This is a genomic window from Pseudomonas sp. UBA1879 (genome assembly GCF_002338065.1).
Classification (GTDB): Bacteria; Pseudomonadota; Gammaproteobacteria; order Pseudomonadales; family Pseudomonadaceae; genus Aquipseudomonas.
This window is the reverse complement of sequence record NZ_DDHJ01000018.1, coordinates 486283-498866: the sequence shown is the minus strand read 5'-3', so window position 1 is coordinate 498866 and position 12584 is coordinate 486283. Positions and strand designations below refer to the sequence as shown.

Here is a 12584-nt window from a genome sequence, read left to right as displayed (position 1 = left end):
GCCGGGATGGCGACTCGCGGCCTCCGGCCAGAATCAGAGAACTGACCCCGCCACCCCTTCGGCAGAAGCGGCGAGTGGCGCTTTTTCGCGTTGAGCAAAACCAACGCCCTCCTCCAGGGTCTTCTGCTATCACTGATGCTCACGTTCCCTTCACGCAGAGGCCACCGTCATGCCGCATTTGCTCTACATCGAAAGCTCGCCCCGCAAACAACGCTCCGCGACAATCGAAGTCGCCAAGGCGTTCATCGATGCCTGGCAGGCTCAGCACGCCATCGCCACAGTCGACACACTGGACGTGTGGAGCGAGCCGCTGCCGACTTTCGACGGCGCGACGCTGGACGCCAAGTACGCCGGGATTCAAGGCGTCGAGCGCACGCCGGAACAAGCGGCCGCCTGGGCGCGGATCAGCGAACTGGCCGAACGTTTCATCAAGGCCGACATCATTCTGTTCGGCGTGCCGATGTGGAACTTCGGCATTCCCTACACCCTCAAGCACCTGATCGACGTGGTCAGTCAGAAAGACCTGCTGTTCACCTTCGATGAGCGCGGTCTGAATGGGCTGCTCGGTGGTCGCAAAGTCGTGGTCATCGCCGCGAGGGGTGCGCCGCTGGATCGCGCCGAACACCAGATCGCCTACATGACCACCTGGAGCGAAATGGTCGGCATCGACGAACAATTCAACATCGTCATCGAGAAAACCCTGCTCGGCCCGGACGTGGACGCCGAATCCCGGCAGACCGCGACCCAGGCCGCCATCGACCTCGCCGCGGCTTTATAGCGGCTCAGCCGCTTCAACCCCGCGAGCCTGCCGCGCTTCCAGAATGCGCGGCAGGTTCTGCTCGATCCAGGTGGTCAAGCCGTCGACTTTCAGCGCCACTTCCCGGCCCATCGGGGTGAGGGTGTATTCAACGTGAGGCGGCACCACCGGCAACGCCTTGCGGTCCACGAATCCATCCTGCTCCAGACTTTGCAGGGTCTGGGACAGCATCTTCTCGCTGACCCCGCCGATCTTGCGCCGCAACTCGCTGAAGCGATGCATGCCATCCAGCAACACCACTAGCACCAACACCCCCCAACGGCTGCACACGTGATTGAGAATGTCCCGAGACGGGCAATCCGGTGCCAGCACCTGACCCGAGCGGATGCGTTCCAGCAGCGAGACGTTTTCCGGAGAAATAGCGGAGATATCGTTCATGACCCTTACCTTTAGGTACGTACTTACGAAAAGTTAGCATGGTCTTTATGCTGACTCCACCTCCACTCTCACAGGTAAGAACATCATGATCGTCATCACCGGTGCATCAGGTCAGTTGGGCCATCTGGTTATCGCTGAACTGCTGAAAACAGTTCCCGCCTCACACGTCGTTGCGGTGGCACGTAACGTCGACAAAGCCGCAGACCTGGCCGCCTTGGGCGTGCACGTCCGTCACGGCGACTATACGAAGCCTGAAACCCTGAACAGCGCGTTTCAGGGCGCTGATAAAATCCTGCTGATTTCTTCTGACGCCATCGGTGCCCGCGTTGCTCAGCACAGCGCTGTCATCGACGCCGCGAAGCGCGCAGGTGTCCGACTCCTGGCGTACACCAGCGTGCTGCAGGCGGACACCTCCTCGCTGGGCCTAGCCGATGAGCATCGTCAGACCGAGGCAGCGCTCAAAGCTTCCGGCGTACCCGCCGTGGTGTTGCGCAACGGCTGGTACCACGAGAACTACACCGCGGGCCTCCCCACGGCCCTTGCAAAGGGTCAGCTGTTCGGCAGCGCGGGTGAGGGTCGCATCAGCTCCGCCGCTCGCGCCGACTACGCCGCCGCTGCGGCCGCCGTACTGACCTCGGGCGACGATCAGGCTGGCAACGTCTACGAACTGGCCGGTGACACGTCCTACACCTTGACCGAGCTGGCCGCCGAGGTGTCCCGCCAAGCGCAAAAACCGTTCCTCTACGTCAACCTGCCGGAAGCCGAGTACAAAGCCGCGCTGTTGAAGGCCGGGCTGCCGGAGGTCTTCGCAGAACTGCTGGCCAATTCCGATGCAGCGGCCGCCGAAGGCGCGTTGCAGAACGACGACCGTCATTTGAGTCGCCTGATCGGCCGCCCGACCATGCCATTCAGCGAAAGCGTGGCACAGGCCCTGGCCCGCTAGCCCGCGACGCCCCCCTCGTAGACCAGGCAACGCGCCAGCACCGACGACCTGAAAACGGGTCGTCGCGCGCCGTAGCGAGGCAGCGGCTTGCGCGTGGCGCCTGCAAAACGACGGAATGATCGGCGCATCCCACGGTCCGACCTTATGACAGCGCACCAAGCGCTGGATAAGGAGCTCCTATGAACAACAAATCGCTCATCGTTGGCCTGACGATCCTGGGTTGCGTGTCGCTCACCAGTGTGTCTGTACAGGCAGCGGAGGCACCCAAGCAGAAGGTTGAATCCTCCAAAGACAACCTTCGCGACCTGGAGAAAGGCTCCCGCGTACCGGAGAAATTCCAACGCCCCGGCGAGGCGATCAAAGACTGGCAAGCCAAAGGCCTGCACGCCCCCGCCGAACAGAGCCAGTGGGTCAAGATCAACGACAAATACGTTCAGGTGCAGACCACCAACGGCCAGATCACCGATATCGTGCCCATCAAGAAATAGCTCTCCTCACGGTGCCCGCATTCCCCGGGCACCCGCCGCTCCCTCCACATCACGCCTGCATCTACCGAAACCGCTCATTGGGCGGCGAGAAAGGTTGGACGCTAACGATTTCCGACTTTAATCTTTGCTGCTTGCTTCAAGCTTCCCTTCAGAGGGTTCGTTCAAACAGCCAAGGCCAGGTTTCGATGTCGTCTGTTTTCAATGTGCTGTTGCCGATCTTCGCCCTGATCCTGGTGGGATACCTGTGTCGCCGCAGCAACAGGCTGGGCCCGAACGCCGCTTCGGAAATCAACCGCATGGTGGTTTGGCTGTGCCTGCCAGCATTGCTATTCACAGCCACGGCCACGGCGACATGGGAGCAGATCTGGCACCCCGGTTTCGTGGCGGTGTTCACCCTGTCGACGATGACCCTGTTTGCCATCACCCTGCTGCTGAGGCGCAAGAAGGCCGGGCATTTTGCCGACGCCAGCATCGATGCGTTGAGCGCGTCTTACGCCAACACCGGCTACATTGGTATCCCGCTGTGCGTGATGGTGCTGGGCCAGAGCGGTCTGGAACCTGCGCTCATCGCGTCCTTATTAGTGGTCTGCGTGCTGTTTGGCATCGCCTTGGTGTGCATCGAGATCGGCCTGCAAAGCGAAGCCCGCGTACACCGTATCGTGCTGAAGGTGCTGAGCGCGCTGGCAAAGAACCCATTGGTCGTGTCGCCGGTGCTCGGCGCTTGCTGGGCGTCAACCGGCATGACTCTGCCGGGCGCGCTGGAGAAATTCCTCAGTCTGCTGGGTGCAGCGACGACGCCTTGCGCGCTGATTTCACTGGGTCTGTTTCTGGCTCAGAAACAACAAGGCCCGCGCCATGGCACGAGCCTGTTGGTAGTGATCAAACTGATCGCCCATCCGTTGCTGACTTGGTTCCTTGCGTTCAAGGTCTTCCACCTGCCACCGCTGTGGGCGAACTCGGCCCTGCTGCTCAGCGCCCTGCCCACCGGCACCGGCCCCTTCATGCTGGCCGAGTACTACAAGCGCGAGGCCTCGGTAGTGTCCAGCACCATCCTGATCTCGACCTTGGGCTCTCTGGTGACGCTGTCGGTGTGCATTTATTACATCAACGGCTGAGCACAACGGCTGGAATCACCGCAGCACATTGTGGGGGTGAGGGTCCGAGATCAACCCTCTGCATATGCGCTGCGCCGTCTTCAGACGTACATCCCGCCGGACGCTTCGATACGCTGTGCGGTGATCCAGCGACCGCCCTCGCCGAGCAGCATCGACACCGCCGCGCCAATGTCGTCAGGCAACCCGGCCCGACCCATGGCGGTGTTGGAGGCGATCCATGCATTCACGTCGGCGTTGTCGCGCACGGTGCCGCCGCCGAAGTCAGTCTCGATGGCGCCAGGGGCCACGGCATTCACGGTAATCCCCCGAGGTCCAAGCTCATTGGCCAGGTAACGGGTCCAGACTTCGATGCCGCCTTTCATCGACGCATACGCTGCGTAGCCCAAGGGTGAAAACCGCGCCAGACCGGACGAAATGTTGACGATGCGCCCCCCATCGGCGATCAGCGGCAGGAGCTTCTGCGTCAGGAAAAACGGGCCTTTGAAGTGCACCTGCATCAGTTGATCAAACTGCGCCTCGGTGGTTTCGGCGCAACTGGCGTACAGGCCGACGCCCGCGTTGTTGACCAGAAAGTCGAAACGCTCTGCCTTGAAGTCAGCACTCAGCAGCGCCGCCACTTGGGCCGCAAACGTCTCGAAACGGCTGCTGTCGCCCACGTCCAACTGCAGCATCCTGGCCTTGCCGCCGAGACTTTCGATTTCAGCGACCACACGCTGCGCCTCGTCCTCGCGACTGTGGTAAGTGCCGATGACGGCCACGCCCTGCCGAGCGAGATGCAGCGCGGTGCTTTTGCCAAGGCCACGACTGGCGCCGGTAATGATTGCGATTTTTTGACTCATGGTGATGCCCTCGATTGGCGGTAGTCAGTCAGTGAGGCCCACTGTATTGTTCGCGCATCACTTGGATAAACACCCACCAATCGACATGACTGGTCGGATAGTACGAACAATAGGTGTCCAACATGAACAAGCTCGATCTGCTCAAGACCTTTGTCCGGGTGGCTGAACTGTCCAGTTTCACGCTTGCCAGCGACGCACTCGGCCTGCCGCGGTCAAGCGTGTCGGAGCAGGTCCGCGCCCTCGAACAGTTGCTCGGCACCCGCCTGCTGCAACGCACCACGCGCAAGGTGCAGACCACCCCGGACGGCCAGGTGCTGTACGAACGCAGCAAGGATCTGCTGGCGCAAATGGATGAGCTGGAGGGTCTGTTTCGGCAGGACAACGCAACGCTCAGCGGGCGTCTGCGCGTGGACATGCCCACCGCTGTCGCCCGGCGACTGGTCATGCCACGGATCCGTGAATTCATCGATCGGCACCCGCTGATCGAAGTGGAAATCAGCAGCACGGACCGCCGGGTCGATCTGGTTCGCGAAGGCTTCGATTGCGTCGTGCGCGCAGGTGAGCTGCGAGATACCACCCTCGTGGCACGCAAGATCGGGCATTTCCAGATGGTCAATTGCGTCAGTGCTGACTACGCCGAGCGGTTCGGTATCCCGCACACCCTTGATGATCTGCAGCAGCACCGGCTCATCAATTATGTGTCGGCGTTCGGCGCCAGCACCGCCACCTTCGACTATCACCGGGACGGCAAAGAACATCAGGTGCCGATGCCCTGCAGCATCACGGTCAATTACATCGAAGCGTACGAGGCCGCGTGCCTCGGTGGACTGGGAATCGTACAGGTGCCACGCCTGTCCCACGCGTATCAATTGCGCCGGGGCGAGCTGCTGGAAATCCTGCCTGACTACCTGCCCGCACCCATGCCCGTTTCCCTCCTGTACGCCCACAGAAGGCACCTGCCGCAACGCTGTCGGGTGTTCATGGACTGGCTGTCCGGCCTGCTGCTCGAATACGGCGTGAAGACGTGATGTTTTCTTTTTAAAAAAAAATCTGCAGAGGGCCGTAACCCGTTTTCAATCTCCAGCGAACTACCCCTCGGATCTGATGCAGGGCATGACTGACATGCCGGTGCTTCAGTCCTTTTTAATCAAACCTGGAGATACCTCGATGAAAACGCTTTCTCTTACTGCTGTTGCTCTGGCTTTCGCTTCCATCGCTACAGGTGTGAACGCTGCCGAGACCGGCTCCGCCCCCGCCATGGAAAAATGCTACGGCGTCTCCATGGCCGGCAAAAACGACTGCAAGGCCGGCGCTGGTACCACCTGCGCTGGCACCTCCAAAACCGACTACCAGGGCAATGCCTGGAAAAACGTCCCCGCTGGCACCTGCACTTCGATCAAAACGCCAAAAGGCACCGGCTCGCTGACCCCGCTGTAAGCGGTCAGACCTGAGCCACTGAACGCTCGAACCATCGCAAGGGCAGACGTCGATCATGCATACACCCCTCACACTGGGCGCGGGACTGGGCCTGAAGGCCGACCACTACCAGGCCGCACACGACTGCGCGGCCCCCGGTCTGTGGTTCGAAGTCCACCCGGAAAATTACATGATCGACGGCGGCCCTCGCCTGGCATGGCTGGAAACGATCCGCAGCCGCCATCCGCTTTCCTTGCACGGTGTTTCCTTGTCGCTGGCGGCCGACGCTGCGCCGGACCTGGAACACCTCAAGCGGCTCAGGGCGCTCGCCGATCGTGTTCAGCCAGCCCTCATTTCCGAACACCTCGCCTGGTCCACCTGGCGCGGTCAGTACCACCCCGATCTATTGCCCTTCCCTCGCAGCGAAGACGCCCTGCGGCGCATCATCGACAACGTGGATCGCACGCAAACGTTCCTCGGCCAGCGAATCGCAATCGAAAACCCCAGTCACTACATCAGGCTGCCTGGCCATCAGGTCGAGGAAATCGACTTCCTCCGCGAATTGAGCCAGCGCACCGGATGCGGCCTGTTGCTGGACATCAACAACGTGTTCCTCAGCGCCCACAACATGGGCTACGACGCCAACGCCTACGTGGATGCCTTTCCCGGCGACGCCGTTCAGGAGATTCATTTGGCCGGTCACAGCGTCGATCCCGGCGGCGCCGTGCTGCTGATCGACTCTCATGATGCTCCCATCGCCGAGCCCGTCTGGGCGTTGTATGAGCGCCTGATCCGCCGCATTGGCCCTCGCCCGACCCTGATCGAACGAGACGACAACCTGCCGCCATTCATCGAACTGCTGCTGGAGCGGGATCGCGCGCAGTCGCTGCTGCAGGCGCAGGCGGAGGCATCGCCATGAATCTTCACGCCTTTCAGGACGCGTTTGTCGAAGCGCTTTACGACCCCGAGGCCACCGCACTGTCGATGTTGGCCGAACAGCCGGGTTTCACGGTGTACCGCAATACCGTGATGAAAGGCGCGATCGATGCCCTTCGCGCCAACTTTCCTACTGTCGAGCGTCTGGTGGGCAGTCAATGGATGGTGGCGGCAGCCAGTATTCATGGGCGACAGACCCCGCCCACTGATGCGCGACTGCTCCACCACGGCGGCGCGTTCCCTGCGTTTCTGGATGAGTTCGAACACGCTCGCACGCTGCCGTATCTGGCGAACGTGGCGCGGCTGGACCTGCTGTGGACGCAGTGTCATACCGCTATCGATGAGCCCGGTCTGGACCTCAACCAGATTGCCTGCCTGGCCCCTGAACAGCTGGCGTCTCTGCAGCTCACGCCGAGAGCCGCGGCGCGCTGGATGTGGTTCGCCGATCAACCGGCGTTCAGCATCTGGCGGCATAACCGCGAAGGGCTGGACATGCCCGACGACCTGGACTGGCAAGGGGAAGGCGCACTGCTGGTGCGCCGCGATGGTGTCGTGGGCTGGCAGCCGTTGAGCAATGGCGGCTGTGGATTTCTCGATGCCTGCGCCGCCGGACAGCCACTCGCGCAGGCCGCCGAACATGCCAGCGGCCTGCAACCCTCGCTGGACATTCTCGACCTGCTGACTCGACTGGTCAGCGCGGACGTATTCGTCGCGACCGACTCACACTGATCCCTCGGAGGACACCATGGACACCTTGCACACTGACGCCTCGCATTCCCCAACCCTGCGCACTGCGTGGAATCGCCTCGCCCACCGTTTCTCGCAGTTGATCACTGATTCGGTGCTGTCGTTGGTGGCGCGCATCGCCATCGCCGGCATCTTTCTCATGTCGGGGCGAACCAAAGTCGAGGGCTTTTTGACGATCACCGACAGCACCTACGAGCTGTTTCGCAGCGAATACAAGCTGCCACTGATCCCCCCCGAAATCGCCGCGCACTTGGCGGCGTATGCCGAGCATCTGTTCCCGCTGTTGCTGATCCTCGGGCTGTTTTCCCGCCTGTCTGCCTTGGCATTATTGGGCATGACGCTGGTGATCGAAATTTTCGTCTATCCCGATGCGTGGGTCACGCACCTGAGCTGGGCCGGCCTGCTGTTGATCATCCTCGCCAAAGGCGCTGGCCCGCTGTCGCTGGATCGGCGGTTCGGCATTCGGTGATGTGGCGCGGTGGCGAACCTCAATCGAGCGCAGCCACCACGGCATCGAAAAACGCCAGCGGCGCGATGAGGTTTCTGCGCAGTGGCTTCGGTTGGTCGCCGAAGGTGACGATTACTACGTTGTGCGCAGGGTTGATGTAGAGGTTCTGGCCCTGCATGCCGATGGCCGAGTAGGCGCCATCCTTGATCGAGGCCTCGGTTCGGCCGGGCCACCACATGTAGCCGTAATTCAGCGCAGTGCCGTCTTTGAGGGTCTTGGGCGATGTGGCCTCCCGGACCCACCCCTCCGGCAGGATGGACTTGCCCGCCACCTTGCCGCCATTCAAGAAAAACAGCCCGAAGCGCCCGAAATCACGCAGCGTCGCGCTGATGCCGCTGCCGCCGATCTCACTGCCATTGGGGGAATCCAGCCACCATTTGGCATCGTGTTCCATACCAAAAGGCTTCCAGATTTTCTGCTCCAGATAATTCGCCAGCGGCATCTTCACCGCACTGCGGATCACCTCCTCCAGCACCTGCGTTTCGCCCGTGCTGTAGTTATTGACGGTGCCGGGTGCAGCAGCCCTCGGCAGGCTGGCCATCAGGGCCATGGCGGCCCCCGGCATCTGGGCAATCTGCGCCCGAAGCAGTGCACGGCGATCGGACGCCGGGTCGGTGAACGCTTCGCTCCATTTGACCCCGGACGACATCGTCAACACGTTGCGAATGGTCACGCCCTCGTAGGCGCTGCCCTTCAGACGAGGCACGTAATCGACCACGGCATCATCCAGGCTCTTGATCGCCCCATCGCGCAGCGCCGCAGCGGCCAGGGTCGAGGTGACGGACTTGGCCATGGACATCGACATCCAGCGGGTCTTTTCGGTATTGCCGCGCTGGTAGGTTTCGTAAACGATCTTGCCGTCCTTGAGCACCAGCATCGCCGTGACGCTGTCCACCGCGACGTAATCGAACAGATCGTATTGCTTGCCTTCGTAGGTGAAGTGAACGTTTTGCAGTTGCCGGGAGGCATTGGGCAACGCGTAGGGATGGTCGCTGCCGTCAATGGTACGGGTCGGGAACAATCGGTCGATGTTGCGGTAGGTGCTCACTGCAAGGTCCGGCAGCATCGTGCCCTCGTAAATCTGTTCGACCGTGCCGATGGGTTCGTGGGCGTGGGGGTATTCGTAGTCGTCCTTCGCCAGAGCATCGGGAATGCCGCCGAGGGCCAACAGGCCAACGGAAACAGTGAATGGCTGCAAGCGCAGAAAGGGACGGGAAACCACTTGTGCCCACATGGAACATCCTTGCTTAATCGTTGAAATAGGGCCGATGGGCCGCTGGACCAGGTTCGCAGGTTCGTTTACCACAGTTGGAACCCAGGGTCCAAGGTCAGCAACGCGCCCTATAGCGGGGTGCCAGCAAGCCGGCTCACACCTTTGGCCGGATTACCCGGGGCTTCGAAAACGCCGAACCGGCTGAAACCGGACACGCCCGGTTATCGCCCTGCCGTCGTGCTGAACATCTACATTTACGGTTATCTCAACCGCATCCATTCGAGGCGACGCCCTGAGCGCGAAACGTAGCGCAGGTCGAGCCGATGAGGCTGCCCGGACGTCTGATGGCGGATTTCAAATCCTTCCAGCGATCCAGTGGACGCTCAGGGCTGCCTGGGGAGGTCCTTGAACGGCGGGAAGCCAAACATGCGCCGGTACTCCCGACTGAACTGGGACGTGCTGAGATACCCCACTGCGTAGGCCGCGCTCGATACAGATGTGCCGCCTGCAATCAGTAATCTGCGTGCTTCCAGCAGGCGCAGATGCCGTTGGAAGGCGATGGGACTGTAGCCAGTGACGGCTTTGAAATGGCGATAAAACGAGGTAAGACTCATGCCGGAAAGGTTTGCAAGGTCGCTGACGGCGAAGGATTTTTGCCTGTTGGCGCACAACCAGTCGGCCGCTTTTTGGATCTGCCGCAATCTGCCATTCCGGTTGCCAATCTGGCGCAGCGTATCGCCCATCGAACTTTGTAGCAGCCGGTGATAAAGCTCGGCCTCGTAGTGATGACCTAATACTTTGATTTCATCGGGTTTTGAGAGCAATTCCATCAACCGACAAAACGCGTCACCGACCTCGCCGCCAAGGCTGGATCCAGCTGCCGAGCACACCCAACGTTCCTCGACGTTGGGCATATCCAGCATGATCTGAATCAGTAGAGCAGTATCGATGGCAAGGCTCACGGCTACATAAGGTGCGGCGGATGTAGCCCCTACCAATTGGCTTACATAGGGCATGCCGAACGACGCTGCCGCGCAATCACCGGCTCTTAACTCGAAGCGATTTTCGCCTATCGTCAGCACCTTGGTTCCGCGCAACACCACGTAGAACATGGGCTCGAACATCGCGGGGGTGGGTTGCGTAGGCTTAGTGCTGGACCAGATTTTCAGTCGCGGAATCGGCGTAGCAAGCCCCACGACGTCGGGTTGCTGCACAACGAACGAGGATGCGGCTGCGAGCGCGCGCTGCGTGAGATGGGTCGCTTCTGTCATAAACGTCATTTAGAGATATTGGGAGAATAAGGCAAGTGTCTGGCATGATCGGGGCTGCGAGCAAGGGTGTTGATGCTTATCGTAGAGGCCCCCTCAAGGAGAGCTTTTATGACAACGGCAAAAATCGCTTTGATCACAGGTGCGAATAAGGGCATCGGGTTCGAAACCGCACGACAATTGGGCGCGATGGGCCATACCGTGTGGCTCGGGTGTCGAGATCAGGAACGAGGCACCCAGGCAGCGGAGGACTTACGTGCTGGCGGTATCGCGGCTCATTTCGTGCAACTTGATATCACGGACGCAGATAGCGTTCGCGCGGCTGTCGCGCACGTCGAAGCGCAATCTCATCATCTCGATATTCTGATCAATAATGCGGGAATCGCCTCAGGCATGGGCTCGCCGCCAAGCACCGAAGACATTGACGCCATTCGATCGATCTTCGACGTTAACTTTTTCGGCACTGTTCGCGTGACACAGGCGTTTCTACCCCTACTGCGTAAAGCCGAAAATGCGCGGATCGTGTTCATGAGCAGCGGTCTTGGATCGATCAGCCTTACGGGTGATATGAAAGCGCCCACGTGGGGCGTCCATGCAATGGGTTATTCCGCTTCCAAGACCGCCATCAACATGTACACCGCGAAACTCGCGAAAGAACTACTGACAGAAGGCATCAAGGTCAATGCTGCATGCCCGGGCTCGGTTGCCACCGACATGGGCGGGAAGATGGCCCCCAAAACAGTTGAGCAAGGTGCGGTGATCGCTGTCCGGCTGGCCACGCTGGGCTGGATGGGGCCAACAGGCGGCTTCTACCATGATGCTGAGGGACCTTCCATGGCGCCGTATGGCTGGTGATTTGACGCTCACTTCCCTTTGCCTGAAGCCGGTGACTACCGGAACGCTTCATCTGCAGTCAGAATTGCCTATTCAATGAATGCTAATGCGAGGCTCGTCAGATGAAGCATCAATACGTGACTGCAGACGTTTTCTCATCCACAGCGTTTCATGGAAATCCTGTGGCAGTCGTATTAGATGCGGTGGGTCTGTCGAGCGAACAGATGCAACGTATTGCGGCTGAGTTCGGCTACAGTGAAACCACCTTCGTGTTGCCCCCGAAGAGCGCCGAACATTCAGCCTGGGTTCGTATCTTTTCTCCTTCAAAAGAATTTCCGTTCGCGGGACATCCTAATATTGGAACCGCATACATTCTGGCCATGGAGATGTATCGGTCCGGGATTTTGCCGCCTGAAACCATGGTTTTTGAAGAAGCGGCGGGCCTTGTTCCTATGCGCATTCTTTTCGAAGAAGGCCGCCCCATCGGTGCTGAACTGATCGCGCCGGAGCCGTTCTCGAAACGAGCGACAGTTGACCAAATGCAAGTTGCAGCCTGTCTGTCGCTGAATCCTGATCAAATAAACATTACTAACCACCCTCCTCAAGTTGCGTCTGTGGGGCTGCCTTTCATTATTGTGGAAATCAAGAGCCAAGAGGCATTAAGACAATGCGCTCCAAATCCGGCAGCGTTCAAGCTGACGGTACCCGTCGGGGGAGCCACTTCGATTTACGCGTATACAAAAATCTCAACTGGCTCAGACTACACTGCTCATATCGATTTGGAGGCGCGCACGTTCACTCATCGTATGACCGAAGACCCGGGTACGGGGAGTGCAACTGCTGCGGCTATCGCATTACTCGCAAGCCTGGATGCCAGGAAGCTGATGACGGCCTGTGTCACTCAAGGCCTATCCGTGGGACGGCCGAGCGTGCTCAATGTGCATTACTCCCGTGATGAGGCAGAGGAAGTGAGGGTATCCGGGGACTGCGTGATCGTGATGCGAGGCACGTTTTCGCTAGAAGACCAGGGTTAGTTCAATCGCTGCGCGAGTCGCGCATGTTCTGTGCGACCCGGCGTACGC

General features: G+C 60.2%; 15 protein-coding genes and 1 pseudogene. 12 read left to right on the top strand and 4 right to left on the bottom strand.

Features of this window, described 5'->3' with window-relative positions; all coding sequences use genetic code 11:
• The first annotated feature begins 169 nt into the window (after positions 1–169).
• Positions 170–778 carry an FMN-dependent NADH-azoreductase gene (locus tag B3N48_RS22580; RefSeq protein WP_296187497.1) on the top strand — a complete coding sequence of 203 codons (609 nt, stop codon included), beginning with the start codon at positions 170–172 and terminating at the stop codon, positions 776–778.
• Here the strand turns inward: B3N48_RS22580 and B3N48_RS22575 are convergent.
• The gene (locus B3N48_RS22575) at positions 773–1195 is read right to left on the bottom strand and encodes a winged helix-turn-helix transcriptional regulator (protein ID WP_296187495.1); all 423 of its coding nucleotides are present in this window, start codon (positions 1193–1195) and stop codon (positions 773–775) included. The two genes, B3N48_RS22580 and B3N48_RS22575, sit on opposite strands and share 6 nt — an antisense overlap.
• Positions 1196–1280: 85 nt before the next feature.
• Between B3N48_RS22575 and B3N48_RS22570 the strand changes: the two genes are divergently transcribed.
• The 3 genes from B3N48_RS22570 to B3N48_RS22560 all read left to right on the top strand — a co-directional run bounded on the left by B3N48_RS22570 (position 1281) and on the right by B3N48_RS22560 (position 3741).
• A complete protein-coding gene (locus B3N48_RS22570) occupies positions 1281–2138 on the top strand; it encodes an SDR family oxidoreductase (RefSeq protein WP_296187493.1) in 858 nt (285 codons plus the stop codon).
• 179 nt (positions 2139–2317) lie between these two features.
• Entirely contained in the window at positions 2318–2626 is a 309-nt protein-coding gene (locus B3N48_RS22565) for an RcnB family protein (protein ID WP_296187492.1), read from the top strand.
• Between the two features lie 185 nt (positions 2627–2811).
• Positions 2812–3741: an AEC family transporter gene (locus B3N48_RS22560; protein ID WP_296187491.1), complete on the top strand. Its 930-nt coding sequence runs from the start codon at positions 2812–2814 to the stop codon at positions 3739–3741.
• 80 nt (positions 3742–3821) lie between these two features.
• Here B3N48_RS22560 and B3N48_RS22555 read toward each other — a convergent pair whose 3' ends face one another.
• On the bottom strand, positions 3822–4580 hold the full coding sequence (locus B3N48_RS22555; protein ID WP_296187490.1) for an SDR family NAD(P)-dependent oxidoreductase: 759 nt from the start codon (positions 4578–4580) through the stop codon (positions 3822–3824).
• 122 nt (positions 4581–4702) lie between these two features.
• Here B3N48_RS22555 and B3N48_RS22550 point away from each other — a divergent pair, with 122 nt between their 5' ends.
• The 5 genes from B3N48_RS22550 to B3N48_RS22530 all read left to right on the top strand — a co-directional run bounded on the left by B3N48_RS22550 (position 4703) and on the right by B3N48_RS22530 (position 8148).
• Positions 4703–5608, top strand: a complete 906-nt coding sequence (locus B3N48_RS22550; protein WP_296187489.1) for a LysR family transcriptional regulator — start codon at positions 4703–4705, stop codon at positions 5606–5608.
• 139 nt (positions 5609–5747) lie between these two features.
• A complete protein-coding gene (locus B3N48_RS22545) occupies positions 5748–6017 on the top strand; it encodes a DUF2282 domain-containing protein (RefSeq protein WP_296187588.1) in 270 nt (89 codons plus the stop codon).
• A 55-nt stretch (positions 6018–6072) separates the two neighbouring features.
• Positions 6073–6915: a DUF692 domain-containing protein gene (locus tag B3N48_RS22540; RefSeq protein ID WP_296187488.1), complete on the top strand. Its 843-nt coding sequence runs from the start codon at positions 6073–6075 to the stop codon at positions 6913–6915.
• Positions 6912–7661, top strand: a complete 750-nt coding sequence (locus B3N48_RS22535) for a DNA-binding domain-containing protein (protein WP_349677039.1) — start codon at positions 6912–6914, stop codon at positions 7659–7661. Before B3N48_RS22540 ends, B3N48_RS22535 begins: the two co-directional genes overlap by 4 nt.
• Positions 7662–7677: 16 nt before the next feature.
• The gene (locus B3N48_RS22530; protein WP_296187487.1) at positions 7678–8148 is read left to right on the top strand and encodes a DoxX family protein; all 471 of its coding nucleotides are present in this window, start codon (positions 7678–7680) and stop codon (positions 8146–8148) included.
• A 19-nt stretch (positions 8149–8167) separates the two neighbouring features.
• On the opposite strand, the gene B3N48_RS22525 is transcribed toward B3N48_RS22530, so the two are convergent.
• The gene (locus B3N48_RS22525) at positions 8168–9421 is read right to left on the bottom strand and encodes a serine hydrolase domain-containing protein (protein ID WP_296187486.1); all 1254 of its coding nucleotides are present in this window, start codon (positions 9419–9421) and stop codon (positions 8168–8170) included.
• A 158-nt stretch (positions 9422–9579) separates the two neighbouring features.
• On the opposite strand from B3N48_RS22525, the pseudogene B3N48_RS22520 reads away from it, so the two are divergent.
• Positions 9580–9786, top strand: a pseudogene (locus B3N48_RS22520) (transposase); the annotation flags it as partial.
• Here B3N48_RS22520 and B3N48_RS22515 read toward each other — a convergent pair.
• Positions 9784–10671 (bottom strand): AraC family transcriptional regulator, encoded by an 888-nt coding sequence (locus tag B3N48_RS22515; protein ID WP_296187485.1) that lies wholly within the window; start codon positions 10669–10671, stop codon positions 9784–9786. The pseudogene B3N48_RS22520 and the gene B3N48_RS22515 overlap by 3 nt on opposite strands.
• 108 nt (positions 10672–10779) lie before the next feature.
• On the opposite strand from B3N48_RS22515, the gene B3N48_RS22510 reads away from it, so the two are divergent.
• Both B3N48_RS22510 and B3N48_RS22505 read left to right on the top strand, forming a co-directional pair.
• On the top strand, positions 10780–11523 hold the full coding sequence (locus tag B3N48_RS22510; RefSeq protein ID WP_296187484.1) for an SDR family oxidoreductase: 744 nt from the start codon (positions 10780–10782) through the stop codon (positions 11521–11523).
• Between the two features lie 101 nt (positions 11524–11624).
• Positions 11625–12536 (top strand): PhzF family phenazine biosynthesis protein, encoded by a 912-nt coding sequence (locus B3N48_RS22505; RefSeq protein ID WP_296187483.1) that lies wholly within the window; start codon positions 11625–11627, stop codon positions 12534–12536.
• Positions 12537–12584: the final 48 nt, after the last annotated feature.

Excerpts from the sequence above, each read along its gene's own strand:
- B3N48_RS22550 (WP_296187489.1), top strand. The coding sequence starts at position 4,703 with ATGAACAAGCTCGATCTGCTCAAGACCTTTGTCCGGGTGGCTGAACTG.
- B3N48_RS22515 (WP_296187485.1), bottom strand. The coding sequence starts at position 10,671 with ATGACAGAAGCGACCCATCTCACGCAGCGCGCGCTCGCAGCCGCATCC.
- B3N48_RS22555 (WP_296187490.1), bottom strand. The coding sequence starts at position 4,580 with ATGAGTCAAAAAATCGCAATCATTACCGGCGCCAGTCGTGGCCTTGGC.
- B3N48_RS22580 (WP_296187497.1), top strand. The coding sequence starts at position 170 with ATGCCGCATTTGCTCTACATCGAAAGCTCGCCCCGCAAACAACGCTCC.
- B3N48_RS22560 (WP_296187491.1), top strand. The coding sequence starts at position 2,812 with ATGTCGTCTGTTTTCAATGTGCTGTTGCCGATCTTCGCCCTGATCCTG.
- B3N48_RS22575 (WP_296187495.1), bottom strand. The coding sequence starts at position 1,195 with ATGAACGATATCTCCGCTATTTCTCCGGAAAACGTCTCGCTGCTGGAA.
- B3N48_RS22540 (WP_296187488.1), top strand. The coding sequence starts at position 6,073 with ATGCATACACCCCTCACACTGGGCGCGGGACTGGGCCTGAAGGCCGAC.
- B3N48_RS22505 (WP_296187483.1), top strand. The coding sequence starts at position 11,625 with ATGAAGCATCAATACGTGACTGCAGACGTTTTCTCATCCACAGCGTTT.
- B3N48_RS22510 (WP_296187484.1), top strand. The coding sequence starts at position 10,780 with ATGACAACGGCAAAAATCGCTTTGATCACAGGTGCGAATAAGGGCATC.
- B3N48_RS22535 (WP_349677039.1), top strand. The coding sequence starts at position 6,912 with ATGAATCTTCACGCCTTTCAGGACGCGTTTGTCGAAGCGCTTTACGAC.
- B3N48_RS22545 (WP_296187588.1), top strand. The coding sequence starts at position 5,748 with ATGAAAACGCTTTCTCTTACTGCTGTTGCTCTGGCTTTCGCTTCCATC.
- B3N48_RS22565 (WP_296187492.1), top strand. The coding sequence starts at position 2,318 with ATGAACAACAAATCGCTCATCGTTGGCCTGACGATCCTGGGTTGCGTG.
- B3N48_RS22570 (WP_296187493.1), top strand. The coding sequence starts at position 1,281 with ATGATCGTCATCACCGGTGCATCAGGTCAGTTGGGCCATCTGGTTATC.
- B3N48_RS22525 (WP_296187486.1), bottom strand. The coding sequence starts at position 9,421 with ATGTGGGCACAAGTGGTTTCCCGTCCCTTTCTGCGCTTGCAGCCATTC.
- B3N48_RS22530 (WP_296187487.1), top strand. The coding sequence starts at position 7,678 with ATGGACACCTTGCACACTGACGCCTCGCATTCCCCAACCCTGCGCACT.